The organism is Amycolatopsis sp. 3B14 (assembly GCF_050958625.1).
Classification (GTDB): domain Bacteria; phylum Actinomycetota; class Actinomycetes; order Mycobacteriales; family Pseudonocardiaceae; genus Amycolatopsis_E; species Amycolatopsis_E thermoflava.
Genome location: NZ_JBHZEN010000081.1, coordinates 15,784 through 39,448, shown reverse-complemented (window position 1 = coordinate 39,448; position 23,665 = coordinate 15,784). Strand labels below are relative to the sequence as shown.

The following is a 23,665-nucleotide window of genomic DNA, read 5'->3' as shown; positions in this document are numbered from 1 at the left end:
GGGGAGGAGGCGGCTCGTCGCGCGCCGCGGCGAGCCGCCTGCCCGGAAGCGTTGCCGGGCGAACCGTCCGATGTGGTCAGCCGGCCAGGTCCGGTTTGATCGAGCGGGCCTGCCGCCGGGCGAGGATGTCGTCGAGGCGGGAGCCGACTTCGGCGCAGTTCGCGCGCACGATGTCCAGGAACGCGGCGAGCACCGGTGAGTCGTCGGCCGCGCGGAAGGACAGGTGCAGGTCCGGCAGGCGGAAGCGCGGGGCGACGTCGCAGAACCAGACGTCCTTGCGGGTGACCAGCCGCATCCGGGCCGGGCCGAGGCCCACGCCGACGCCGCAGGCCGCGAGGCCGATGATCGTGTGGACGTCCCGCGACCGGGTGGCCGCGTCCAGCGCCGACGTGTCCGCGCCGAACAGGCTGCGCAGATGGGCGGCCACCGCGGGTTCCTGTTCCGGCGCCGACATGATCAGCTGCTCGGCAGCCAGCTGTTCGAGCCGGATCTCGCCGCGGCCCGCGAAGGGGTGGGCGACCCCGACCACGGCGACCAGGTGGTCGGCGCCGATCGGCACGGTCACGAGCCCTTCGACCCCGGCGCCCCGGGGTGCGCCACGGCCGACCGCGACGTCGAGGTCGCCCGCGACGAGGGCCGCGGTCCCGTCCGGGCTGTTCATCTCATGCAGGTCGAGCCGGACGTCCGGCCGCGCGGTGCGAAAGCGTCCCAGCACGCCGGGCAGCGGGTCGAGCAACGCCGAGCCGATGAAACCCATCCGCAGCTGACCCGTTTCGCCGCGAGCCGCGCGGCCGGCCTCGACCGCGGCGGCGGTCATCTCGCTCAGCGCGCGCCGTGCCCTGGCGAGGAACGCGGTGCCGGCGGCGGTCGGGAACACGCCGCGGGGCGTGCGGTCGAACAGCCGCTCACCGATCTCGCGTTCGACAGCCGCGATCTGCGTGGACAGCGGCGGCTGCGCGATCCCGAGGGACGCGGCCGCCCGGCCGAAGTGCTGGTGCTCGGCCAGCGCCAGGGCGTACCGGAGGTGACGCACTTCCATACGCACAAGATATCGCGCCGGGCTGATCCAGATATGAAAGTGGATGACCGTCACACGACGCGATGAAGTGGACCTCGTTCCCCACAGCCGTCGAAAGGACGTCATGAACGAGACCACTGCCTGCGTGTTCGTCCACGGTGCCTGGCACTCCTCGCTGCACTGGGCCGCGACCCAACGCGCACTGGCCGCCTCCGGTGTGCCCAGCGTGGCCGTGGACCTGCCCGGGCACGGCGTGACCGCGCCGACCCCGTCCGGGTACCTGCAGCCGGGGCAGCCGGGCCTGGCCACCGAACCGTCCGCGCTCACCGGGCTCACCACCGGCGTGCTCGTCGACGCGCTGGTCGCCGACCTCGCCGAGGTGCGCCGCCGGTACGCGCGGGTGGTCCTCGTCGCGCACAGCGCGGGCGGCGGCCCGGCGTCGGCCGCGATCGAGCGGCAGCCGGAGCTGGCCGACCACGTGGTGTACCTGTCGGCGTTCGTGCCGGCGGGCCGGCCACGCTTCATGGACTACGTCACCGCGCCGGAGAACGCCGGCGCCGTCCAGGTGCCGCGGGCCGGCGACCCCGAGGTGATCGGCGCGTTCCGGATCAACCCGCTCTCGACTGATCCGTCCGAAGTGGAGGTGATCCGGCGGGCGTTCCTCAACGACTGGCCCGCGGACCGGCCCGGCTGGCGCCTCACGCTGCACCCCGACGAACCCCTGGTGTCGCTGGCCGGGGAGTTCCCCGTCACCGCCGCACGGTGGGGCCGCGTGCCGCGCAGCTACATCCGGCTGACCGGCGACCTCGCGTTGCCGCCGGTCACGCAGGACCTGATGATCGCCGAAGCGGACCGGGTGACACCGGACAACCCGTTCACGGTGCATTCCCTGCCCGGCGGGCATTCGCCGTTCCTGACCCGGCCCGGCGAGCTCGCCGAACTCCTCGGCCGGATCGCGAAGGCATGAGGCCCGCCGCTCAGGCCGTGCTGCTGTCGGGCACGTTCGTCCAGCTGATGAGCGTCACCGTCATGCAGCTGGCCGTGCCGCGCATCCGCCACGACTTCGCCGCCGGCTCGGGCGCGGGCCAGCTCGCCCTGGCCGGCTACACGCTCACCTATGCCTGCGCGCTGATCACCGCGGCGCGGCTCGGCGACCGGTTCGGCTACCGGCGGCTGTTCGTTGCCGGCACGGCCGTGTTCACGCTGGCGTCGCTGGCCGCGGCCGCCGCGCTGGACGTGGAGTGGCTGGTGGCCGCCAGGCTGGTGCAGGGGGCGGGCAGCGGCCTGGTGGCGCCGCAGATCCTGTCGCTGATCCAGACCGCGGTGCCCGCGGGCCGGCGGGCGGCGGTGCTGGGCCGGTACGGGGCGACGATGGCGATCGCCTCGCTCGCCGGGCCGCTGTGCTGCGGCGTCCTGCTGCACTTCGACCCGTTCGGGGCCGGCTGGCGGGTCGCGCTGGCGTTGCCGGTTCCGGTCGGGATCGCCGCGCTGGCCTTGTTCCGGGTGCTGCCCGCAGGGCGCGGGCCGGTGGTCGCGAGCCGGGTGGACCCGGTCGGCGCCGCGTTGTCCCTGGCGGGGCTGGTGCTGCTGGTGCTGCCGCTGACCCTCGGCCAGGACGCGGCCTGGCCGGTGTGGACGTGGGTCAGCCTGGTGGTGGCGCTGGGGTTGCTCGCCGCCTTCGCCGCGTCACAACGGCGGGTGCGGCACCCGTTGGTGCACCCGGCAGCCCTGACGGCGAGGACGACCCGCTGGGGCATCGGCGCGGTGCTGCTGTTCAACGCCGGGATCCCGTCGTTCAGCCTGCTGCTCTCCCTGTACCTGCAGGGCGAGCTGCACCGCGACCCGCTGGTCACCGCGTTGACGGTCGCACCGTACGCGGTCGGCGCGCTGCTGGGCAGCGGGGTCGCCGAAGCCGCGGCACGCCGGTTCGGCGCCGTGGCGCTGGCCGCCGCGTCCGCCGGGCTCGCCGTGGTGTCGCTGCTCGTCAGCCCGGCACTGTCGGCGCCGGCGCCGGTCCTGTGGGCGGTGCTGGGCGCGGGCGGCTTCGCGTTCGGTGTCTTCACCGCCTCGGCGTTTTCCCTGGTGCTGCAACGGGTCCCGGCGGACGCGGCGAGTTCGGTGTCCGGGTTGCTGCCCACCGCGCAGCAGCTCGGCGGCACGGTGGGGGTGGCGGTGGCCGGGGTCGTCTACACCGCCGGGGCGATGGGCTCGGCGATGGTCTACGAGGCCGTCGTGTTCCTGCTCGCGGCCCTGGCCACCGCTCGGCTGGGCGCGCGGCGCCCGGCTGCCACTGAGCGGCAACCACCGCTTGGTGTGGGCTGAGCGCCGCGTGCACTGTGGATCGAGGAAAGTCCGTTGAAGCAAGGGGAAATCATGCCGTGGGACATCCGCGAGTCGGTGCGCCTCGACGACGTCGAGCTGGCCTACCGCGTCGTCGGCGACGGGCCCGAGGCCGCCGTGCTGGTGCACGGCTGGCCGCAGACGCACGCCTGCTGGCGGCACGTGGTGGAGCCGCTCAGCCGCGGGCGCACCCTCATCGTCCCGGACCTGCGTGGGTACGGTGACTCGGGCCTGGCGCGGTCGGGGGACTACGACAAGCGCGCCACCGCCGCCGACCTCAGCGCCCTCGTCCACCACCTCGGGTTCTCCTCGGCGGTGGTGATCGGCCACGATCGCGGCGCCCGCGTCGCGCACCGCTGGGCCCTGGACCACCCCTCGGACATCGACGCCCTGGTGCTGCTGGACATCCTGCCGACCAGGGTCGTCATGGACACGTTCGACCGCGACTCGGCGAGCGCGATGTGGCACTGGTTCTTCCACCGGAACCCGGAGCTGGCGGCGACGCTGGTCGCCGGCAACGTCGAGGCGTACCTGCGGCACTTCTTCGCCCGGGTGCTCGACTCCGGCGCGGTCGACGCGGAGACGTTCCAGCACTACGTCGCCGCGTTCAGCGATCCGGGGCACCTGCGGGCGTCCTTCGAGGACTACCGCACCGGATTCGCCACCGATCTGGACCGCGACCAGGCCGATCACGAGCGGGGGTTGCGGGTGCGGGCGCCGCTGCTCCTGCTGTGGGGCGCCGAGGGCGGCCTCGGCGGGACCGACGTGGTGCGCGTCTGGCAGGAGCACCACGCCGATCCCGCCGCCGTGCGCGGTCACGCGGTGCCGGGCGGCCACTACGTCCCCGAGGAAGCGCCGGGGGACGTGGTGGCCGCCGTGGAGGCGTTCCTCGCCCGGCGGTGAGTCACACCGCGGTCAGCCCGCCGTCGACCAGGACCTCCACGCCGGTCACGTAGGACGCCTCGTCACTGGCGAGGAAGAGAACGACGTCGGCGACCTCCCGCACCTCGCCGGCCCGCTTCATCGGCACCCCGTCGAGTTGCCTGGCCCGCCACACCGGGTCGGCGGAGCCGCGGGAGGTCCGCATCGGCGGGAGCATCCCCGGAGCGACCGCGTTGACGCGGATCCCGTCGTCGGCGTAGTGCACGGCGGCGGTCCGGGTCATCGACTTGACGGCGGCCTTGGACGCCCCGTAGCCGAGGTGCACGCCGAGCTGGCCGATCGAGGCCGAGATCGAGGACAGGTTGACGATCGAGCCGCCGCCGGAGCGGGCCATCGCGGCGGCGCCGTGCTTGATGCCGAGGAACACACCCTTGGCGTTGACCAGCATGAGCTGGTCGAAGAACGCGGTGCTGGTGAGGTCGGGGTCGAAGGTGCCGCTGATGCCGGCGTTGTTGACCAGCACGTCGAGCCGCCCGAACTCCGCGACGATCTCGTCGATCCCGGTGGTCCACGAATCCTCGTCGGTGACGTCCAGGTGGAGGTAGCGCGCCCGCCCGCCGTCGGCCTCGATCTCCTTGACCACGGCCGCGCCGTCGTCGTCGTTGATGTCGGCGACCACCACGGTCGCGCCCTCGCGGGCGAACGTCGTGGCGGTGGCGCGGCCCATGCCGCTGGAGGCGCCGGTGATCAGCGCGGTCTTGTCGCGCAGTCGCATGATCGGGGTCCTTTCGTGAGGCTGCTCAGCCGCGGGCGGAGACGCGTCCGGCGACGGGTTCGCCTGCCGGTGTGCGCGCTCGCCTGCCCTTGACGATGACGGCCAGGATGCACACGGCGCCGGGGATGAGCAGCGAGAGGAACACCTGGTGGTAGTTGAGGCCGGCGGCGACGAGCACCGTGCCGATGGCCGCGCCGCCGATGGCGCCGAACCGGGCGACGCCGGTCGCCCAGCTGGTTCCGGTGGCGCGGATGCTCGTGGGGTAGAAGGCGGCGCCGATGATCGGGAAGGCGGTGCCGCAGGTGTTGGTGAACATGCCCATCACGAACATCAGTGTCCCGAGCACCAGCACGTTCGGCGGCGCGACGGCCACGAGCACGAACATCACCGAGGCGCAGCCCATGGCGGCGACGACCGTGCGGTGCATGCCGAAGCGGTCCATCGCCGACCCGATCCCGAGGTTGCCCAGGGTTCCGCCGGCCTGCAGCAGCAGCCCCATCGTGGCGGCGGCGGTCAGGGAGAAGCCGATGTCGGTCATCAGGATGGGCATCCAGCTGTTGGTCAGGTAGACGATGAAGAACGCCGCGCTGAAGCCGATCCAGATGGCGGCGGTCCCCAGCCGGAACCGGCGGGCGACCAGCCCGGCGACCCGGACCTTCGCGTCGACGGCCGGCTCGTTGAGGGCGAACCGGGTGCCGGGCGGGAAGTTCTCGGGCACGATCCGGTTCACCAGGCCCAGCAGTTCGGCCTCCCGCCCGGCCTGACGGGCGAGGTACTTCGGCGACTCCGGCAGCGCGAAGTAGACGACAACGGCGTAGGCGAGGGGCAGGACACCGGCGGCGACCAGAGCCCAGTGCCAGCTCGCGACCTCCACGACGAGGCTGGTGAGGAACCCGGCGATCGCGCCACCGAGGGTGTGTCCGCAGTAGGTGAGCGCCATCATCGTGCCGCGGCGCCGCACGGGAGCGTACTCGGACACCAGCGTCGTCGCGTTGGGCAGCGCGGCGCCGAGGCCGAAACCGGTGAGCAGGCGCAGGATCGAGAACCACACCACGTTCGGGGCCAGCGCGGTCGCCGCGCACATCACCCCGAAGAAGACCATCGAGGCGAGGATGATCTTGCGCCGGCCGATGCGGTCCGCGATCGGCCCGGCGACCAGGGACCCGAGCGCCATGCCGAGCAGCCCGCTGGTGATCACCGGCCCGAGCTGGGCCTTGGACAGGCCCCAGTCGGCGAGCAGGGGCGGGCCGATGTAGGCGACGACGGCGAGGTCCAGGCCGTCGAGCACCACCACGCCCAGGCAGAGCAGCAGGACTTTGCGTTGCAGGGGCCCGACCTTGTTGCGGTCGATGACGTGTTGCAGGTCGAGACTGGTCACGTGTCCTCCGTTGGACAGGAGCCGGTGAGGGCATTGCCGAGCATGATCCGCAGGTCGTGTTCCGTCACCGGCCGGGGATTGGCGTAGGGCGCGGACAACGCCTGGGCCACCACGGTGTCCACACCGTCCGCCGGCATCCCGAGCGACTTGAGGGACATGTCGGCGCCGAGGTCGTCGGCGAGGCGGAACAGGTGCGCGGCCGGATCGCCGGCCCCGAACGCGTTCCGCAGTGCGGCCCGTGCCCGGGGTGCGGCCGGGAGGTTGAACGCGAGGACGTGCGGGAGTACCGCGGTGTGGGTTTCGGCGTGCGGGAGGTCGAACGTGCCGCCGAGGATGTGGCACAGCTTGTGGTGCAACGACATCGTGGTCGCGCCCAGCACGCTGCCGGCGAGCCACGCTCCGTAGAGGGCCTCGGATCGGGCCTCGAGGTCGTGCGGATCGTCGGCGACCCGGGGGAGTGCGGCGGCGAGGGCGCGTGCCGACTCGGCCGCCATCAACGCGGTGATCGGTGAGCCGTCGGGCGCGTAGAGCGCTTCGGCGGCGTGGGCGAGGGCGTTGACGCCGCTGGTGACCGACAGGGCCGTCGGCAGGGTGAGGGTCAGCCGCGGGTCGTAGACCACAGTGGACGGCAGGACACGGGGATCGCGGCCGGTGGTCTTGCGGCCGCCGTCGGTCAGGCCCCAGATCGGCGTCATCTCCGAGCCGGCGTAGGTCGTGGGCACCGCGACGACGGGCAGCCCGGTGTCTTTCGCGATCGCCTTGGCCAGGCCGATCGAGGAACCACCACCGACGGCGAGGCATCCGTCGGCGCCGATCTCCCGGCTGCGTGCGACCGCCGTCGTCGCGACCGCGACCGGTACGTGCGGGGTGGCGTGCGGGTGCAGTGCCGCGATCCGGTCGCCGAGCGGGGCGGTGAGCTCGGCGGCCAGTTCCGCCTGTTCCGGGCTGCACAGCACGATCAGCCTGCGCAGGCCCAGCCGCTCGACCTCGCCGGCCAGCCGGCTCGCCGCGCCCACCGCGAAGACGACCCGGCCGGGACGGCTCTCGTGCACGAAGTCGTGGGTCATCGCCGCACCTCGTTTGAGACGACGCGGTCCAGGACGATGTCGAACTCGATGAGCCGGAACGGGTTCGTGACCCCGTAGCGCCGGGCGCGATCCGGGTCGTCGACGTCGGTGACCGGCCGGATCAGCGACTCCTTGACCCCGAACACCGTGTCGGAGTCCAGGTACGGGCTGCCTTCCACGAAGACGTGGGTGGTGAGCGGGGCGTGGCCGGCGGCGTCGGCGATGACGTGGATGTGCGCGGGCCGGTTCGGGTGCCGCTTGGTGGCGGCGAGCAGCCGCCCGACCGGTCCGTCGTCCGGGATCGGGTAGTAGCGGGGCACCACCGTGCGCAGCCAGAACCGGCCGTGCTCGTCGGTGACGAACAGCCCGCGCAGGTTCCGCTCGGGCTGCACGCCGGGTTGCTGCACGTCGTAGTACCCGGCGCCGTTGGCCTGCCACACGTCGACCCGCGCGCCCGGCAGCGGGGTGCCGTCGGAGGAGCGGACCTGCCCGGCGAACACGCACGGCTCACCGTTGCCGTCGAGCGAGATGTTCGCGCCGAGCTCGCGCGGCGGGGAGTCGACCATGTGGAACGGGCCGAGGACCGTGGTGTCGGTGGCGGCGGCGGATTTCCGGTTGTTGATCGCGTCGACGAGCATCGACACCCCGAGCACGTCGGAGAGCAGGACGAACTCCTGCCGGGTGCCGTCGCACATGTGGCCGGTCGCGGTGAGGAAATCGATCGCCTGCTGCCACTCGGCGTCGGTGAGCTCGACGTCCTTGACGAACGCGTGCACGTGCTCGACGAGGCTCGTCAGGACCTGCTTCAGCCGCGGATCAGGGGTGCCGGCGAAACTCTCGGCGACGACCTGCGCGGAGGTGTCTTCGGAAAACCCGGTCATCGGCCCTCCTCGAGATTGGTCGTCCACTCCGGCGCGGCCAGTCCGGCGCGGTCGAGGACCTCGGCGCCCGCGGCGAAGGCGAGCCGGGCCGACTCCCCGGCGGGGCGGGCGTCGAGGTCGTCGGAGAAGACCTCCACCGACACCGGCGCGGTGACGCCGCGGTCGCGCAGGGCGCCGAGCACGGCGAGCGTGTCCCCGGCGCCGCGGCCGGGGAGCAGCCGCCGGTGGCGGGCCTCCTCGGTCATGTCGGGGTCCGGTTCGGGCCGGACGTCGCACAGCTGCACCGTGGTGATCTTGGTGGCGGGAATGCCGTCGAGGTCGCCGGGCGTGGCGCCGGAGCGGAACCAGTGCCACAGGTCGAGGGTGATCCCGCCGTTGCGCCGGTCCGCCGCGGCGACCACCTCCCACACCTGGGCGAGCGTGCGGACGTGGCTGTAGGGCAGGAACTCGAAGCCGACCAGCACACCGTGCTCGGCGGCGCGGTCGCACAGCGCGCCGAACGGCTCCACCAGGTCCGCGAGCGGGTGCGCCTGGAACATCGGCACGTTGAGGTGCCGCACCCCGATCCGGTCGGCGAGCCGGAACATGGCCTCCTCAGCCGGATCCGCGCCCAGGGACCAGTCCCAGTTGTGCTCCACTTCGAGCACCCGCAGTCCGTGCTGGTCCAGCAGGTCGCGGATCTGCCCGTCGGACAGGTCCGTGCCGAGGTAGTCGCTCACCCGCAGCCCGATGCCGGTGAACCCGGCCTCGGCCGCGGCGGCCACGCGGGTGGGCAGGTCCGCCGTGCGCAGCGTGCTGGCGCTGCAGTTGAGGTGTTTCATGCTCATCCTTTGCCGACTTCGCCCGCGGTGGCCGAGCCCGCGAGCCATTTGGCGCCCTCGTCGTACAGGCGGAGCACCGCTTCGCCGGTGAGTCCGGGCAGCCCGGTCTTGACCGTGAACCCGGCCTTGGTCTGCAGGTACGCCAGGTGGCGGTACCCGGACGGGAACCGGTTCAACAGTCCGGTGTCGAGTTCCAGCCGCGCGGCCGGGTCGACGGGGTCGAGCCGGTCCTTCTCGTAGATCGGCTGCCTGCGCACGATCTTCCATTCGCCCTCGTGGCGGCAGCAGAAGTCGTAGAACCGGCCGGTGCACACGACGTCGGCCTCGACCCCGTCGACGCTCGCGCGCTGGCTGATGGTCATCTTCGTCTGGACGACGGCCCGGTCGCCGTGCACGTCGGCGCTGTGGCCGCCGAGGAAGTGCAGGATGTTCACGCCACGCTCGAATCCCTCGCGGCTGACCGCGATGAATTCCGCGGCCGGGCCCTGGAACCAGGTGGCGGTCATCCACCCTTGGGTCGGGTGCCAGACCGTCGCGAAGCGGTCCCAGTCCCCGGCGTCGCGCCAGACGACCCAGTTGTCGACGAGTTCACGCAGTTCCAGCCTGTCTTCGAGGCTTGTCGGCACGTTTTCCAACCTCCTTGTCATCGGATCGCCGGCGCCAGCTGAGTGCCGGCGGCGACGTGTATCACTTCGCCCGTGATGTTGCGGGCGCGGTCGGACACCAGGAAGGCCACGGTGTTCGCGACGTCGGCGGGCTCCACGAGCCTGCCCAGCGGCGAGGCGGCGGCGAACCGGCCGGTGTAGTCGTCGAGGAACTCCGGATCGGCCTTCTGGGCGTTGAACGCGGTGTGCACGAAACTCGGCGCGACGACGTTGACCGTGACCCCGAGCGGGCCCAGTTCGCGGCAGGCCACCCGGGTCAGCCCGACGAGTCCCGCCTTCGACGCGGAGTACGCCGGCGTCCAGCCGCCGCCGAGCCATACGCGTGAGCCGATCGACACCACGCGGCCGCCGCCCTGCCGCCGCCACAGCGGCACGCAGTGCTTCATCAGCAGCACCGGCCCGGTCAGGTTGACCTGCAACGTCGCCTGCCAGGTTGCGAGGTCCAGGTCCGCGACGGTGTGCGGCGGCTCGATGCCGGCGTTGTTCACCAGCGCGTCGACCCGGCCCCAGGTGGCCTCCACCTGCTCGACGGCGGCCTGGACCGATGCCTCGTCGGTGACGTCGGCCTCGACCCCCAGGACCTCGCCGGTGAACTGATCCGCGGCCTCCTTCGCGCCGCGGCGGTCCAGCAGCGCGACCCGGAAGCCGTCAGCGAGCAGGGCCGTGGCGATGGCCGTGCCCATGCCGCCCGCGCCACCGGTCACGATTGCGACTGGGGCGGTCATGACGCGTGCTCCGTCGCGACCTTGACGATCGTGTCGGCCACGGCGCCGGGCATCGACAGCATGGGGGAGTGGCTCGATTCGAGTTCGCTCACCGAGCCCACCCTCGCGGCCATCTTGCGCTGGACCTCCGGCGTGCAGGCCCGGTCGAGCGTGCAGACGACGAAGTGGGCGGGGACCGTGCGCCAGGCCGCGCGGGAGACGACCGCGGTGCGGGCGTCGGCGTGCTCCGGGGTGAGACGTGCGGCCGCGCTCGCCGCGTCCGAGGGCGTGCAGTCGTGGTAGAAGGCGTGCCGCGCGGTGTCCGGGTCGATGACCAGGTAGTCGCCGACCTGGCGGATGTCGTCCTTGCCCGCCTGGGAGCCCGCTTCGGCGTCGTTGACGGAGGCGACCGATTCCCCGGGTTCCAGGCAGAACGCGCTCAGGTAGACCAGGGCGCGCACGCCTGGGGCGTCGCCGACCTCGGTGAGCAGGGCGCCGGAGTAGGAGTGGCCGACGAGCACGAGGTCGCCGGGGATGCCGGCGAGCACGCGGACGAGGTGGTCGCAGTGTCCCCGGAAGGTCGGATCACCCGGGGCCCGGTCCTTGCCGGGCAGCGTGACCCGGACGCAGGGGTAGCCGTCGGCTTCGAGCAGGGACGCGACGCGTTCCCAGGCCCAGCCGCCGTGCCACATCCCGTGCACGAGGACGATGGTGGGACGGTCGGTCATGACGCGGTCCTTTCGGTGAGTGGCTGGTCTGCTGTGGACACGCTGGTGTCACGGGTGCGGAGGGAGAAGGTGAGGGCGATCCCGGCGAGGTAGATGCCGGCGATCACCCAGAGCGTCCCGGAGACACCGATCGGCGCCACCAGCCCGGCGACGACGGGTCCCATGAACTGGCTGACCCCCGCGCCGAGGTTCAGGATCGCGACGGCGCCGCCGACGCGGTGCGGGGCCAGCGCGGGCAGGATCGCCGAGAGGGGAACGAATCCGGAGAGCGCGGCGCCGTAGACGATCGCGATCACGAGGATCGCCCAGAAGTTCGGTCCCAGCAGCGCCGGCACGTAGTAGAAGGCGGGCACGCTGAGGGCGCAGAGGAAACCGCCGAACCACGCCACCGTCCGGACGCGGCCGATCTTGTCGGCGACGTAGCCGAAGAGCACGTTGGCGAGGATGTTGGTCAGCAGCATGGTGCCCCACACCGTCTGCCATTCCGGAGTGGACAGTCCGACGTCGCGGACCATGAACGTGCCCAGGAAGACGACGAAGGCGTAGAACCCGAGGGTGTTGATCATCCGGACGATCCCGCCGATGCCGACCTTGGGCCGTTCGACGACGACGGTGACGGCGCCGAGGACGGTGCGCAGGCTGGCCTTGACGCCGGCGGGCTGCTGCGGGCGGGCCTTGACCAGGAACGCGAGCAGGATCCCGCCCGCGCCGATGAACGCGAGCGAGGTGACCAGGGTGGCGAACTCGCCGATCAGCGGGATGACCGCGCCCGCGTAGTAGGAGCTGATCACCCCGAGGCCGAGCACGAAGAAGAACCAGTACCAGCCCACGGCCTTGCCCATCACCGACTCCGGCGTGTCCATGGCCACCCACACGAGGAAACCGTAGGAGAACAGCGGATAGCCAAGGCCGCGGACGCCGAAGCTGATCAGCATGAGCGTGAAGTCGCCCTGGGCCAGCGCGAACAGGAAGGCGATCTCGAAGACCACCCAGATCGCGAATCCGGCGAACATCACCCGCCGGGGGCCGAAGGCCTCGGCGAGCGCGCCCGACAGCCACGCGGCGACGGCGACGACGAACCCGTAGACGCTCCACAGCAGCGACGTCTGGCCCGCGCCGAAGCCGTGCTCGGCGAGGTAGGGGGAGAGGAATCCGGATTCGATCCCGTCGCCGATCATGAACAACGTGAGCGCCACGAAGCCCCAGCGCAGGTGCGGGACGATGCCCTGGCGCGTCCAGAACCCGCTCACCGGTTCGTCCACCCAGTGACACGGCGGGCACACGCCCGGTCGGTGTTCGTCATGCTCAGAACCTCCTCGTTCTGCTCCGGTGTGGCGGGAACGTAGGGATCCTGCGGCCCAGGCGCCGCCCGGCGCCAGACGTGATTGCCGTCCAGTGGCAATCGCCCGTACATTGACGGCATGGCGGGCCGAACGAACACGCCCGGTCAGTCGGTGTCCCGGCGGCTGCTGACCGTGCTCGACTGCTTCGACGTGGCGCATCCGGCGCTCACACTCACCGAGGTGGCCACGCGCAGCGGTCTGCCCGTGTCGACCGCGCGCCGGCTGATCACCGAGCTCCGGGAGTGGGGCGGGCTGGAACGGCTCGAGGACGGCCGGTACCGCATCGGGATGCGACTGTGGACGATCGGGACGCTCGCCCCGCAGCAGCGCGGGCTGCGGGAAGCCGCCCTGCCCTACATGCACGACCTCTTCCAGGCGACCCAGGAGAACCTCCAGCTCACCGTCCTGGAGGGCACGCAGGCGCTGTGCATCGAGAAGATCTCCAGCACCAAGGCCGTTCCGACGCGAACCGAAGTCGGTGGCCGCCTGCCGCTGCACGCGACCGGCGTCGGCAAGGTCTTCCTGGCGTTCTCCGGAAAGGACCTGCTCCGGTCGGTCGCCGAGGCGGGTCTGGCGCGGATGACCCCGCACACGATCACCCAGCCCGGCCGGCTCGCGGCCGCGCTGGAGGAGGTCCGCAAGACCGGGGTCGCCTACTCCTACGAGGAGATGACGCTGGGCGCGGTGTCGGTCGCCGCCCCGATCCTCGGCCTGGACGGCCGGGTGCGCGCCGCGCTCGGCATCGTGGCGCATTCCAGGGCCGCCGTCGACCGGCTCGCGCCCGCCGTGCGCACCGCGGCGCTCGGCATCGCCCGCTGGGCCGGGTGAGCCCTGGCGGGGCGGCGTTGGCGGCCTGTCCTCAAGGCCGGATGAGCAGTGTGGCCAGGCCGGTCCTGGCCTTGACCAACCTCCCGCTGCTCACCCGGCGGTCATCGCCCCGCGGACGTCAGAGCGCGCCCTCCTCCCGATGCCGGGACAACTACTGACAAACTGTGGAACGGGCCACCCCGAGCTGCTCAGCCGATCCGCGCCGCCGGCCACCCGCCTGATAACGCTGCACGATCAACTGGTGCCTGCGTCAGCGTGACCCGTCGAGGACCTCCAGGGCTGGTGTGGATGCGTCGCAACACCCACTCCGCCCGGAGGTCCTCCCCACAATCAACCCCAACACGCCGTCCACAACCTCACAAGTCACAACACCTAGAGGTCGATGACGACCTTCCCGTGCACGTGCCGCGCCGCTTGGAGCTCGACCGCGGCGCGGATCTGCTCGACCGGGTAGCGCGCCGCGATCGGCACCCGGAGCCGGCCTGTCGCGACCAGGCCGGCGATCTCCTCGAGGGCGCCTTGGGGTGCGCCGGCGCCGTTCGCCGGCGTGATCCCGTCGACCTGGGCGGCGATGGTGGTGATGCGTGCGTCGGGCACGCCCAGTTTCCGTGCCGCCTGCGCCGTGTCCGTCCCGTGCAGGTCCATGGCCGCGGTGACGCCGGCTGGAGCCAGCGCGCGGACCCGGTCGACCAGGCCGTCGCCGTAGGTGACCGGCTCGGCCCCCAGGGCTCGCAGGGCCTCGGCCGAGGATGCCGACCCCGTCCCGATCACCCGTGCGCCCGCCCGGCGCGCGAGCTGGACGGCGAACACACCGACCCCGCCTCCCGCGCCGCCGATGAGCACCGTGTCGCCCGGGCCAGGCTCGATCACGGCGAGGGCCGCGGCCGCCGTGCGGCCCGCGATGGCAAGGGTGGCGGCGGTGCGGTCGTCGACTCCGTCCGGGGTGTGGTGGGCCTCGCCGCCCACCGCGATGGTCCCCGCCTCGTCCACGACGACGTAGTCGGCGACCGCGCGGGACAGGGCGCCGCCGAACACCCGGTCACCGACCGCGAACTCGCGCACCCCGTCACCGATCTGGTCCACGACGCCGGCGTAGTCGGTGCCGAACCCGCAGGGCAGGCTCAACCCGAATCGCGCCGCGGTCTCCGCGTCCGAGGTCATGAACCAGTCCATCGGGTTCAGGCCGGCCGCGGCGACCCGCACGCGGATCTGTCCCGGCCCGGCCTGCGGCACGGGCACCTCGCGGACGGTCAAGGCCTCCGGCCCGCCGAACGACTCGAACTGAACCGCCCGGCTCGTGATCGCCGGCGTGTTGACGTTCGGTTCTGCCATGTTCACCTGTCTCCAGTCGCGGCTCAGTAAGCGGACTATGCTCCGTTTCAACACCAGGCTAACACAAGTGGAGCGTGATCCGTTTTGGCCGCCGAGGAGACCCGCAGACCGCGAGCGGACGCGGCCCGCAACCGCCAGCAGCTGCTGGACGTGGCGACCCGCTTGTTCGCCTCGGCGGAGACCGAGCCGTCGATGCGCGCGATCGCCAGCGAAGCCGGGGTGGGCATCGCCACGCTCTACCGGCACTTCCCGACCCGGGAATCGCTGGTCGACGCGGTCTACCGGGACCAGGTCGCGCGGCTCACCTCCGGCGCTCGTGAGCTCCTCGCCGAACTCGACCCGCCCGCGGCCCTGCGACGGTGGATGGACCTGTTCGGGGAGTGGGTCGCGACCAAGAACGGGATGCTGGACACGCTGCTCGCGATGATCGAATCGGGGGAGATCGGGCATGCCCACACCCGGACCGAGCTGCTCGCGGCCATCGACGAGATCCTCGACGCCGGTCGCACGAGCGGCCAACTCCGTGGCGATGTCCCTGCCGAAGACATCGCAGCCGCTCTCATCGGCATCTTCACCGTGGCGGGTTCGCCCGAGCACAAGGCGATGGCAGCGCGCTTGCTGAACCTCCTGATGGACGGACTCCGGCCTTCTTCGCGGCGGCGTTGATCCGCATGCGGATCCCTATCCCCGGAACCTGAACGTCCAGTGCGCACGCGGTCCCGGCCCGACCACCAGTTCGGAATTGCCGATCCGCTCCACGTGCCGGTGGAGCACCGCCGTGCTGAGCGAAACTCGACACTGCGCAGACCGATTTCGCCCAGTGGCACGACATCCAACCGGATCGTCGTGCCACCGCGGGTGGCGACCGTGCCCTGCGGGGTGGTCCGGACCGCGAAACCGCCGGCCCGCAGCAACGGCACCGTGTCGGCGTGATCGCCCGCGGTGATCCCGATCCGGATCCCGGTGACGTCGCGCATCAGGTGGTCGGCGTAGTCGTCCGGTAGGACGCGTTCCCGCCCCACGTCGCCCGGGAACGAGGCGGGCTCGGTGTTGCTGAGGGATCGGGATTCCGTCACCGAAGTCGCGCGTCTGCAGGGACACGACCGGTTCGTCAGGTCCGGACCACCACCGGCGGTGGGCAGACGTGGACCGGCGACCGAACGGTTGCGGGCATTGGGCGCGCCGCGGTGCCGGCGATTCCGGCGAATCCCACGGCCATCGCACAAAGCATGCCGAGAATTCTTCGACGTCTCCCCCTGCCGCCGACAGTAGAACCGTTCTGCCGGAATTGTCCCAGCCGTCACCCGTTTTGCGCAGTACCGGTCCGATCCCCGAACAGGGCGGCCAGGCTCTGCGGGATCGTGCCGCCGAAAACGCTTTCCAGGAGGGCGCTCTCGTCGGGCGGGTTGGCGGCCCGCGTGAACATCGCCTGTTCGTACTCGGCCAGTGCGGTCTCGACGTCCTCGTGCGCGGCCAGGGCTTGGGCGAGTTCGGCGCCGTCCAGCATGGCCAGGTTCGCGCCTTCGCCGTTGGGCGCGGCGAGGTGCGCCGCGTCGCCGACGAGCGTCGCTCCCGGCACGCGCTCCCAGCGGTGGCCGGCGGGCAGGGCGTGGTGCGGGCGCAGGACCGGCGCGGTGTCGCTGTCGGTGATCAGTGCCGTCAGCTCCGGAGCCCAGCCGTCGAACTCCCGCGCGATCCGCGCGGTGGCCGCGGCCGGGTCGGCGAAGTCCACGGCGGCGAACCAGTCCAGCGGCCGGGCGAGCTCGATGTAGCCGTGCAGGGTGTCGCCACGCTCGCGGTGGGCGAAGATCGCCGCGTCCGGGGTGGGGCCGTTCGCGATCATCGAGCCGCCGCCGACCGCCTTCGCCGTGGCGGGGTGCCGCGTGTCGGCGTCGAACAGGTACGTCTCGACGTACGCCGTGCCGGTGTACTCGGGCGTGGCGCCGGTCAGCAGTGGCCGGACCCGGGACCACGCGCCGTCGGCGCCGATCAGCAGGTCCGTGACGACGGTGCGGCCGTCGGTGAAGGTCACCTCGTGCCGGCCGTCGCCGAGGGTGCGGGCGCCGCTCGCCTTGTGTCCCCAGTGGACGGTGCCGGCGGGGAGCGCGTCGAGCAGCATCCGGCGCAGCTCGCCCCGCTGCACCTCGGGACGGCCGCCCGTGCCGTCGTCGGACTTCTCGAACAGCACGGTGCCGGCCTGGTCGAGGATCCGCATCGCCTGGCGGCCCTCCAGCACGAGACCGCGGAACTCCGGCATCAGGCCGGCGGCCTCGACGGCGAGTTGCCCGTTGTAGTCGTGGATGTCGAGCATCCCGCCCTGCGTGCGCGCCATCGGCGACGGCTCCGCCTCGTAGACGGCGGCCGGGATGCCGTGGACGTGCAGCACGCGGGCGAGGGTGAGCCCGCCGAGACCGGCGCCGATGATCGTGACTGGGGTGCGCATCGGAAACTTCCTTCAAAGTCGGGAACGTCTTCGTCCCTGACATTGGAGGGGTTCGCTGGCAGCGGGAGCACAGCGCGCTGACACCGGCCTGTCAGGCGCTGACTTCCGGTGCGGCGGGCGGGTCGTCGACGTGCACCGCTTCCGGGACGTCCGCGTGCCATTCCGCGAACTCCTCGACCCACCGGCAGATCGCCTCGGCGGCGTAGTGGGTCGGGTCCCAGCCTGCGTGGAGGCCGAGCCGGATCTGGCGCCCGTCCAGCATGATGCGCACCGCGTGCAGGCCGAACGCCGGGGCATTGGTCATCACCGCGGCGCCGCGGCCGCTCGCCGCGAGGCCCTGCGCCATGAACGCCGAGCTCATCTCGATCGCCTCCGGCACGTCCACGCCCGCGGTCGCGACCGCCTCGTCGAACGCCAGCCGCGCCACGTTCGTCCGGTCCATCAGCACCAGCGGGTGCCGCGCCAGTTCGCGGATCTCCACGTCGGACCGGCCGGCCAGCGGGTGGTCGGCCGCGACGTGGACGGTGATCCCCACGTCGACGAGGCGTCGGGACGCCCAGTCGGCGGGCGGCGCCACGGTGGAGACCCCCAGGTCCGCGCCCAGCACCCGGGTGCGCTCGAACACCGCGACCGGCTCGCATTCGAGCGCGTCGATCACCGGATGGCTCGCCCCGTGTTCGGCGATGAACGGCGCCAGCGACCGGACGATCGTCGTGAACGGCGCGACCACCCGCCACCGCGCGCCGCGGATCTGGTCCAGCCCGACGGCGTCGCGGGCCATCTGCTCGCGCAGCACCAGGTCCCGCGCCGCGTCGAGGAACCGCCTGCCGGCGTGCGTCAGGCTCAGCGCACCGTGGCCCCGCTGGAACAGGGTGACGCCGAGCTCCTGTTCGAGCGCGCGGAGCTGCCGGGACACCGACGGTTGCGTGACGTGCAGGCGCCGTGACCCCTCGGTGATCGAACCCGCCTCCGCGACCGCGAGGAAGTACTTCACCACCCGCATCTCCACGCCGCATGCCTCCCGAGCATCAAGTCCTTGCGAAATCAGTATTCGACAGCATGGCACGTGGCCACTGAGAATTCCTGGCACATTCACCCGCATCACACCGGAGGCGACATGTCCGACGACGAGACGGCCGCACGTCAGGGCAGACGTGCCCGCATCGCGGCCTTCGTGGGCACCGCGGTCGAGTGGTACGACTTCTACATCTTCGGCACCGCCGCGGCGATCGCCTTCGGGCCGGTGTTCTTCCCGACGTTCGACACGTCCACGGCGCTGCTGGCATCGTTCGCGACGTTCTGGGCGGGTTTCCTCGCGCGACCGATCGGCGGCATCGTGTTCGGGCACCTCGGCGACCGGCTGGGCCGGAAGAACACGCTGGTCGCGACTCTGTTGATCATGGGCGTGGCCACGTTCGCGATCGGCGTGCTGCCGGGGTATGCGACCATCGGGGTCGCCGCGCCGATCCTGCTGGTGCTGCTGCGCGCGCTCCAGGGCTTCGCCGTCGGCGGGGAGTGGGGCGGCGCCGTCCTGCTGGCCACCGAGAGCGGGGCGAGCGGCCGCGCGCTGCGGGGCGGGATGTTCGTGCAGCAGGGCTCGCCCGCGGGCAACATCCTCGCGACCCTCGTCATGGCGCTGGTCGCGGCGCTGCCCGGGGACGCGTTCGCGACGTGGGGCTGGCGGATCCCGTTCCTGCTGTCGGCCCTGCTCGTCGTCATCGGGCTGGTGACCCGCCTGAAACTGGAGGAGTCGCGGGAGTTCACCCAGCGCGTCGAGCAGGCCCCGCCGGTGAAGCTGCCGATCGCCGAGCTGCTCGCCCACCACTGGCGACGGGTCGTCGCCGCCGTGTTCGCCAGCGCGCTCGGCATCGGCATGGCCTACTTCCTCAGCACGTTCATGCTCGCCTACGCGACCTCGCAGCTCGGGGTCAGCCGCCAGGTCATGCTGAACCTGCTGCTGGCCAACGCGGTCCTGCAGTTCCTGTGGCAGCCGCTGGCTACCCGGCTCGCGGAGCGGATCGGCGCGGCCCGGTTCATGGTCGGCACGCTGGCGGCCACGGCGGCGCTGGCCGTGCCGATGTTCCTGCTCGCCGGCACCGGGAAACCCGCGCTCATCCTGCTCGGCATCGGGCTGAGCACGATCGCCGGGACCGGCTACTACGCGGTGCTCGCCGGGTTCCTCGCCCAGGCGTTCCCGGTGGGCGTGCGCTACACCGGCATCTCGTTCGCCTACCAGCTCTGCTCGACGGTCATCGGCGGCACGACGCCGCTGCTCGCGCAGCTCTTCCTCGGGCTCGGCGGCGGCCACTGGGCCGGGGTGGCGGTGTTCTACCTCGTCCTCATCGGAGTCACCGCGGCCGGCGTGACCGTGCTGTCCGCACTCGTCCGCAGGTCCGCCACGCCAACCGTCACCGCTTCGGTCTGATTGGGACATACCTCATGCGCATCGACACGATCATCACCAACGCCCGCATCACCACCCTCGACCCGGCGCGTCCGCGCGCGCACTCGGTCGGCGTGCTGCACGGCCGGATCGCCGGCTTCGACGAGGAGCTCGACGGCGTCACCGCGGACGCGCGCCACGACCTCGGCGGCGCCCCGGTCGTGCCCGGGTTCAACGACGCCCACCTGCACTTCTCCATGCTGGGCAAGGAGATGACGCAGCTCGACCTGTCCGCCGAGGCCGCGCCGACGCTGGACGCGCTCTACCGCCGCGTCGAGGAGTGGGCCGCCGGGAAACCCGACGGCGCGTGGGTGATCGGCAACGGCTACGACCAGAACAACATCGGCGAGCACCCCACGCGGCAGGTGCTCGACCGCATCGCCGGCGGCAGGCCGGTCTACCTGGTGCACAACTCCAACCACATGGCGGTGGCGAACACCGAGGCGTTCCGGCGGGCCGGGCATCCCGATCCGGACGTGGTGACGGCGCCGCCCGGCGGCAGCGCCGTGTTCCGCGACGGCGTGCACACCGGTCTGCTGCAGGAGCAGGCCATGACGCTGGTCAGCCACGTGCTCAAGCCGGTGCCGCAGGAGGAGCTGGTGGCGGCGCTGGAAGCCGCGTCGGCGTGGGCGCTGCGCCACGGGCTGACCAGCGTGACCGAGCCGGGGATCGGCGGACGGCTGATCGGCCACGGTCCCGCGGACGCCCGGGCGTTCCAGACGGCCTACGAGCGGGGGAACCTCCGCACCCGCGTCACGGCGATGCCGTTCATCGACGCGGTGCACGACCTCGGGCGGGTCGACGACGGCCTGGACGGCTGGGGACTGGACCTCGGGCTGCGCAGCGGGATCGGCGACGAGTGGTTCCGGCTGGGGCCGGTGAAGATCGTGTCCGACGGGTCGCTGATCGGCCGGACCGCGGCGATGTGCTGCGACTACCGCGACAGCCCCGGCAACCGCGGGTTCCTGCTCGCCGAGGCCGAGGCGTTGCGGGAGAACATCCTGCGCGGCCACGAGAACGGGTGGCAGATCGCCACGCACGCCATCGGCGACCACGCGCTGGACGTCGTGCTCGGCGCCTACGAGGAGGCCCAGAAACGCCTGCCGCGGCCCGATGCCCGGCACCGCGTCGAACACGTCGGGGTCGCCTCCGACGAGCACGTCGCGCGGATCGTGTCGGCGGGTGTGATCCCGGTGCCGCAGGGGCGGTTCATCTCCGCGCTCGGCGACGGTTTCCTCGCCGCGCTGGGCGCGGATCGTGTGGAGCGCGCGTACCGGATGCGTAGTTTCGTCGAGGCCGGTGTCGAGCTGCCCGGGTCGACCGACGCGCCGGTGGTGCCGGGGGAGCCGCTGATCAGCATCCACGACATGGTCAACCGCCGCTCGGCGTCCGGGGCGCCGATCGCCCCGGGGGAAGCGCTCACCCCGGCGCAGGCCCTGCGGGCGTACACGATCGGCTCCGCGCACGCCGTGCACGAGGAGACGCGGAAGGGCGCGTTGCGGCGGGGCAACCTGGCCGACCTCACCGTGCTGTCCGACGACCTGCTCCAGGTGGCGCCCGACCGCATCCGAGACCTCCAAGTTCGGGCGACGATGGTGGGCGGCGTCTTCGGCTACGACGCGGAGGGTGCGCTGGCCCCGTCCTGACGAGCGCACTCGCCCGGCGCCGTCATCCCGGCCGGACCCGGTTGCGGCGGCCGCGGGTTCCGAGGCTCGACCCGGCCCTGATATCACCGGTCGAGTTTCCGGCAGCGGCCCCGCGACACGGGCGGATTTTTGACGGGATCCATACGCCGCGCGGCCGTTCGGCCCATCACCTGCTGCCTACCCTGCCTTCGTGCCTTCCGCAACGTCCGTGCTCAAGCGCCTGGTGGTCGGGCGCCCGTTCCGCAGCGACCGGCTGTCGCACGAGTTGCTGCCGAAGCGGATCGCACTGCCGATCTTCGCCAGCGACCCGCTGTCCTCGGTCACCTACGCCACCCAGGAAATCCTGCTGATCCTCTCGCTCGGCGGGGTGGCGTTCCTGCACCTGACCCCGTGGATCGCGCTGGCGGTGGTGGTCCTGCTGGTCGTGGTCGTGCTGTCCTACCGCCAGGTGGTGCAGGCCTACCCGACCGGCGGCGGCTCCTACGAAGTCGCGTCGCAGAACCTGGGGCGCAACGCCGGCCTGGTGGTCGCGGGCGCCTTGCTGGTGGACTACGTGCTCACCGTGGCGGTGTCGGTCGCCGCCGGGGTGGACAACATCATTTCGGCGCTGCCGGAGCTCAACCCTCACCGCGTGCTGATCAACCTCGTGTTCGTGCTGCTGCTGACCGCGGTGAACCTGCGCGGGGTACGCGAGTCGGGGCGCACCTTCGCGGTGCCCACCTACGCGTTCGTCGCCGGTGTGCTCATCATGATCGTGGCCGGTCTGGCCGAGACCCTGGCCGGGCATCGACCGGTGGCCGAGAGCGCGCACTACGACATCCACGCCGAGCAGGCCGGGCTGACCGGTCTCGCGCTGGCGTTCCTCGTGCTCAGGGCGTTCTCCTCCGGCTGCACCGCGCTCACCGGCGCCGAGGCGATCTCCAACGGCGTCCCGGCCTTCCGCAAGCCGAAGGGCCTCAACGCCGCGCGCACGATGACGGCGATGGGCGCATTGTCGATCGCGATGTTCAGCGGCATCACGCTGCTGGCCCTGATCGCGCAGGTCAGGATCGCCGAGAACCCGTGCGACCTGGCGGGCTTCCCGGGCAGCTGCGAGAACGCGGCACAGCGGACGGTGATCGCGCAGATCGCCGCCGCGGTCTTCGGCGGCGACCACAGCGCCGGGTTCTTCTACATCCAGGCCACCGCGGCGCTCATCCTGATCCTGGCTGCCAACACCGCCTTCAACGGCTTCCCGCTCCTCGGCGCGATCCTGGCGCGGGACCGGTACCTGCCCCGGCAGCTGCACACCCGCGGGGACCGGCTCACCTTCTCCAACGGGATCGTCCTGCTCGCGATGGTCGCCGCGGCGCTGATCTACGCCTTCGACGGTTCCACGACCCGGCTGATCCAGCTCTACATCATCGGTGTGTTCACCTCGTTCACGTTGTGCCAGGCCGGGATGGTCCGGCACTGGAACCAGGAACTGCGCACCGCCACCGATCCGGCGTCGCGCCGGCGTGTCCGGCGTGGCCGGGCCATCAACGCATTCGGCGCGTGCTTCACCGGCGTCGTGCTGGTCGTCGTGCTGATCACGAAGTTCTCCGGCGGCGCCTACCTGGTGGTCATCGCGATCCCCCTGCTGTTCCTGCTGATGCGCGCGATCCGGCGGCACTACCAGCAGGTGCGGGAGGAACTCGCCCCCGACGAGACCGGGACGCTGTTGCCCAGCCGCGTGCACGCCGTCGTCCTGGTCTCGACACTGCACAAACCCACCCAGCGCGCTCTGGCCTTCGCGAAGGCCGCCCGCCCCGACACGCTGACCGCGATCACCATCAACGTCGACGACACCGAAACCCGCGAGCTGCAGCGCGTCTGGGAAAGCCACGACCTCGCGATCCCGCTGCTGGTGCTGGAATCCCCATACCGGGAGATCGCCAGGCCGGTGGTCAACTACATCAAGAAGCTGCGCCGCGACAGCCCCCGAGACGTCATCTGCGTCTACATCCCCGAGTACGTCGTCGGCCACTGGTGGGAGAACCTGCTGCACAACCAGAGCGCCCTGCGCCTGAAGAGCAGGCTGCTGTTCGAACCCGCTGTGATGGTCGTCAGCGTGCCCTGGCAGCTGCGCTCCAGCACCGCGCGGAACCTCGAACGCCTCGACCGCCTGCCTGGCGACGTCCGGCGCGGCATCCCCGCACACCGGCCGCGCCGAACCGGGCAACCCCGGTGACGCCGGACGACCCAACCGGCCTCCGTCGATCAGGTATGTCCGGCCGGACATGTTGCGGCTGCGCGTGCTCGTGGTCCACTTCGACCCCGGGGTCGCGCTCCGGCGGCGCGGGCGGCGCGAAATCCCCTCGCACGGCTGCCAGGTTTGCTGCCACCTCGG

General features: G+C 71.9%; 21 protein-coding genes and 1 pseudogene. 8 read left to right on the top strand and 14 right to left on the bottom strand.

Features of this window, described 5'->3' with window-relative positions:
• Nucleotides 1-76 precede the first annotated feature (76 nt).
• On the bottom strand, nucleotides 77-1,039 hold the full coding sequence (locus tag ACCP09_RS35885; protein WP_433753294.1) for a LysR family transcriptional regulator: 963 nt from the start codon (nucleotides 1,037-1,039) through the stop codon (nucleotides 77-79).
• A gap of 103 nt (nucleotides 1,040-1,142) precedes the next feature.
• Here ACCP09_RS35885 and ACCP09_RS35880 point away from each other — a divergent pair, with 103 nt between their 5' ends.
• Genes ACCP09_RS35880 through ACCP09_RS35870 form a run of 3 tightly spaced genes read left to right on the top strand, consistent with a single transcriptional unit; the run spans nucleotide 1,143 to nucleotide 4,261 of the window.
• Nucleotides 1,143-1,985: an alpha/beta hydrolase gene (locus ACCP09_RS35880; protein WP_433753292.1), complete on the top strand. Its 843-nt coding sequence runs from the start codon at nucleotides 1,143-1,145 to the stop codon at nucleotides 1,983-1,985.
• Nucleotides 1,982-3,340, top strand: a complete 1,359-nt coding sequence (locus ACCP09_RS35875; RefSeq protein ID WP_433753290.1) for an MFS transporter — start codon at nucleotides 1,982-1,984, stop codon at nucleotides 3,338-3,340. Before ACCP09_RS35880 ends, ACCP09_RS35875 begins: the two co-directional genes overlap by 4 nt.
• Nucleotides 3,341-3,373: 33 nt before the next feature.
• The gene (locus ACCP09_RS35870) at nucleotides 3,374-4,261 is read left to right on the top strand and encodes an alpha/beta hydrolase (RefSeq protein ID WP_228684594.1); all 888 of its coding nucleotides are present in this window, start codon (nucleotides 3,374-3,376) and stop codon (nucleotides 4,259-4,261) included.
• Between the two features lies 1 nt (nucleotide 4,262).
• Here the strand turns inward: ACCP09_RS35870 and ACCP09_RS35865 are convergent, their stop codons facing one another.
• The 9 genes from ACCP09_RS35865 to ACCP09_RS35825 are packed head-to-tail and all read right to left on the bottom strand — an operon-like array spanning nucleotide 4,263 to nucleotide 12,521.
• Nucleotides 4,263-5,015, bottom strand: coding sequence for an SDR family NAD(P)-dependent oxidoreductase (locus ACCP09_RS35865; RefSeq protein ID WP_123686608.1), 753 nt, complete (start codon nucleotides 5,013-5,015; stop codon nucleotides 4,263-4,265).
• Nucleotides 5,016-5,040: 25 nt separating this feature from the next.
• Complete coding sequence (locus ACCP09_RS35860; RefSeq protein ID WP_378363450.1) at nucleotides 5,041-6,393, bottom strand: MFS transporter; 1,353 nt, start codon at nucleotides 6,391-6,393, stop codon at nucleotides 5,041-5,043.
• Entirely contained in the window at nucleotides 6,390-7,460 is a 1,071-nt protein-coding gene (locus ACCP09_RS35855; RefSeq protein ID WP_433753287.1) for a maleylacetate reductase, read from the bottom strand. The genes ACCP09_RS35860 and ACCP09_RS35855 overlap by 4 nt, the downstream gene beginning before the upstream one ends.
• Entirely contained in the window at nucleotides 7,457-8,341 is an 885-nt protein-coding gene (locus tag ACCP09_RS35850; RefSeq protein WP_433753285.1) for an intradiol ring-cleavage dioxygenase, read from the bottom strand. Before ACCP09_RS35850 ends, ACCP09_RS35855 begins: the two co-directional genes overlap by 4 nt.
• Nucleotides 8,338-9,162, bottom strand: a complete 825-nt coding sequence (locus ACCP09_RS35845; RefSeq protein WP_433753283.1) for a sugar phosphate isomerase/epimerase family protein — start codon at nucleotides 9,160-9,162, stop codon at nucleotides 8,338-8,340. Before ACCP09_RS35845 ends, ACCP09_RS35850 begins: the two co-directional genes overlap by 4 nt.
• A 2-nt stretch (nucleotides 9,163-9,164) precedes the next feature.
• Complete coding sequence (locus ACCP09_RS35840; RefSeq protein ID WP_433753282.1) at nucleotides 9,165-9,788, bottom strand: nuclear transport factor 2 family protein; 624 nt, start codon at nucleotides 9,786-9,788, stop codon at nucleotides 9,165-9,167.
• Nucleotides 9,789-9,805: 17 nt separating this feature from the next.
• A complete protein-coding gene (locus ACCP09_RS35835; protein ID WP_027929521.1) occupies nucleotides 9,806-10,552 on the bottom strand; it encodes an SDR family NAD(P)-dependent oxidoreductase in 747 nt (248 codons plus the stop codon).
• Nucleotides 10,549-11,259, bottom strand: coding sequence for an alpha/beta fold hydrolase (locus ACCP09_RS35830; RefSeq protein WP_433753279.1), 711 nt, complete (start codon nucleotides 11,257-11,259; stop codon nucleotides 10,549-10,551). The genes ACCP09_RS35835 and ACCP09_RS35830 overlap by 4 nt, the downstream gene beginning before the upstream one ends.
• Entirely contained in the window at nucleotides 11,256-12,521 is a 1,266-nt protein-coding gene (locus ACCP09_RS35825) for an MFS transporter (protein WP_433753277.1), read from the bottom strand. The genes ACCP09_RS35830 and ACCP09_RS35825 overlap by 4 nt, the downstream gene beginning before the upstream one ends.
• A gap of 159 nt (nucleotides 12,522-12,680) precedes the next feature.
• Here ACCP09_RS35825 and ACCP09_RS35820 point away from each other — a divergent pair, with 159 nt between their 5' ends.
• Entirely contained in the window at nucleotides 12,681-13,430 is a 750-nt protein-coding gene (locus ACCP09_RS35820; RefSeq protein WP_378334233.1) for an IclR family transcriptional regulator, read from the top strand.
• A gap of 372 nt (nucleotides 13,431-13,802) precedes the next feature.
• Here the strand turns inward: ACCP09_RS35820 and ACCP09_RS35815 are convergent, their stop codons facing one another.
• Entirely contained in the window at nucleotides 13,803-14,762 is a 960-nt protein-coding gene (locus ACCP09_RS35815; RefSeq protein ID WP_378334234.1) for an NADP-dependent oxidoreductase, read from the bottom strand.
• Between the two features lie 84 nt (nucleotides 14,763-14,846).
• Between ACCP09_RS35815 and ACCP09_RS35810 the strand changes: the two genes are divergently transcribed.
• Nucleotides 14,847-15,428 carry a TetR/AcrR family transcriptional regulator gene (locus ACCP09_RS35810; RefSeq protein ID WP_400987988.1) on the top strand — a complete coding sequence of 194 codons (582 nt, stop codon included), beginning with the start codon at nucleotides 14,847-14,849 and terminating at the stop codon, nucleotides 15,426-15,428.
• Nucleotides 15,429-15,601: 173 nt separating this feature from the next.
• Here the strand turns inward: ACCP09_RS35810 and ACCP09_RS35805 are convergent.
• The 3 genes and pseudogenes from ACCP09_RS35805 to ACCP09_RS35795 form a co-directional block, all read right to left on the bottom strand.
• Nucleotides 15,602-15,784 (bottom strand): annotated as a pseudogene (locus ACCP09_RS35805) (DUF5829 family protein); the annotation flags it as partial.
• Nucleotides 15,785-16,062: 278 nt separating this feature from the next.
• On the bottom strand, nucleotides 16,063-17,205 hold the full coding sequence (locus tag ACCP09_RS35800; protein ID WP_433753274.1) for an FAD-dependent oxidoreductase: 1,143 nt from the start codon (nucleotides 17,203-17,205) through the stop codon (nucleotides 16,063-16,065).
• Nucleotides 17,206-17,296: 91 nt separating this feature from the next.
• Complete coding sequence (locus ACCP09_RS35795; protein WP_433753309.1) at nucleotides 17,297-18,208, bottom strand: LysR family transcriptional regulator; 912 nt, start codon at nucleotides 18,206-18,208, stop codon at nucleotides 17,297-17,299.
• Nucleotides 18,209-18,322: 114 nt separating this feature from the next.
• Here ACCP09_RS35795 and ACCP09_RS35790 point away from each other — a divergent pair, with 114 nt between their 5' ends.
• From ACCP09_RS35790 to ACCP09_RS35780, 3 genes are all read left to right on the top strand, one after another.
• Nucleotides 18,323-19,630: an MFS transporter gene (locus tag ACCP09_RS35790; protein WP_433753272.1), complete on the top strand. Its 1,308-nt coding sequence runs from the start codon at nucleotides 18,323-18,325 to the stop codon at nucleotides 19,628-19,630.
• Between the two features lie 14 nt (nucleotides 19,631-19,644).
• Nucleotides 19,645-21,294 (top strand): amidohydrolase, encoded by a 1,650-nt coding sequence (locus ACCP09_RS35785; protein WP_433753270.1) that lies wholly within the window; start codon nucleotides 19,645-19,647, stop codon nucleotides 21,292-21,294.
• Between the two features lie 190 nt (nucleotides 21,295-21,484).
• Nucleotides 21,485-23,506, top strand: a complete 2,022-nt coding sequence (locus tag ACCP09_RS35780; protein WP_123686623.1) for an APC family permease — start codon at nucleotides 21,485-21,487, stop codon at nucleotides 23,504-23,506.
• Nucleotides 23,507-23,665 lie beyond the last annotated feature (159 nt).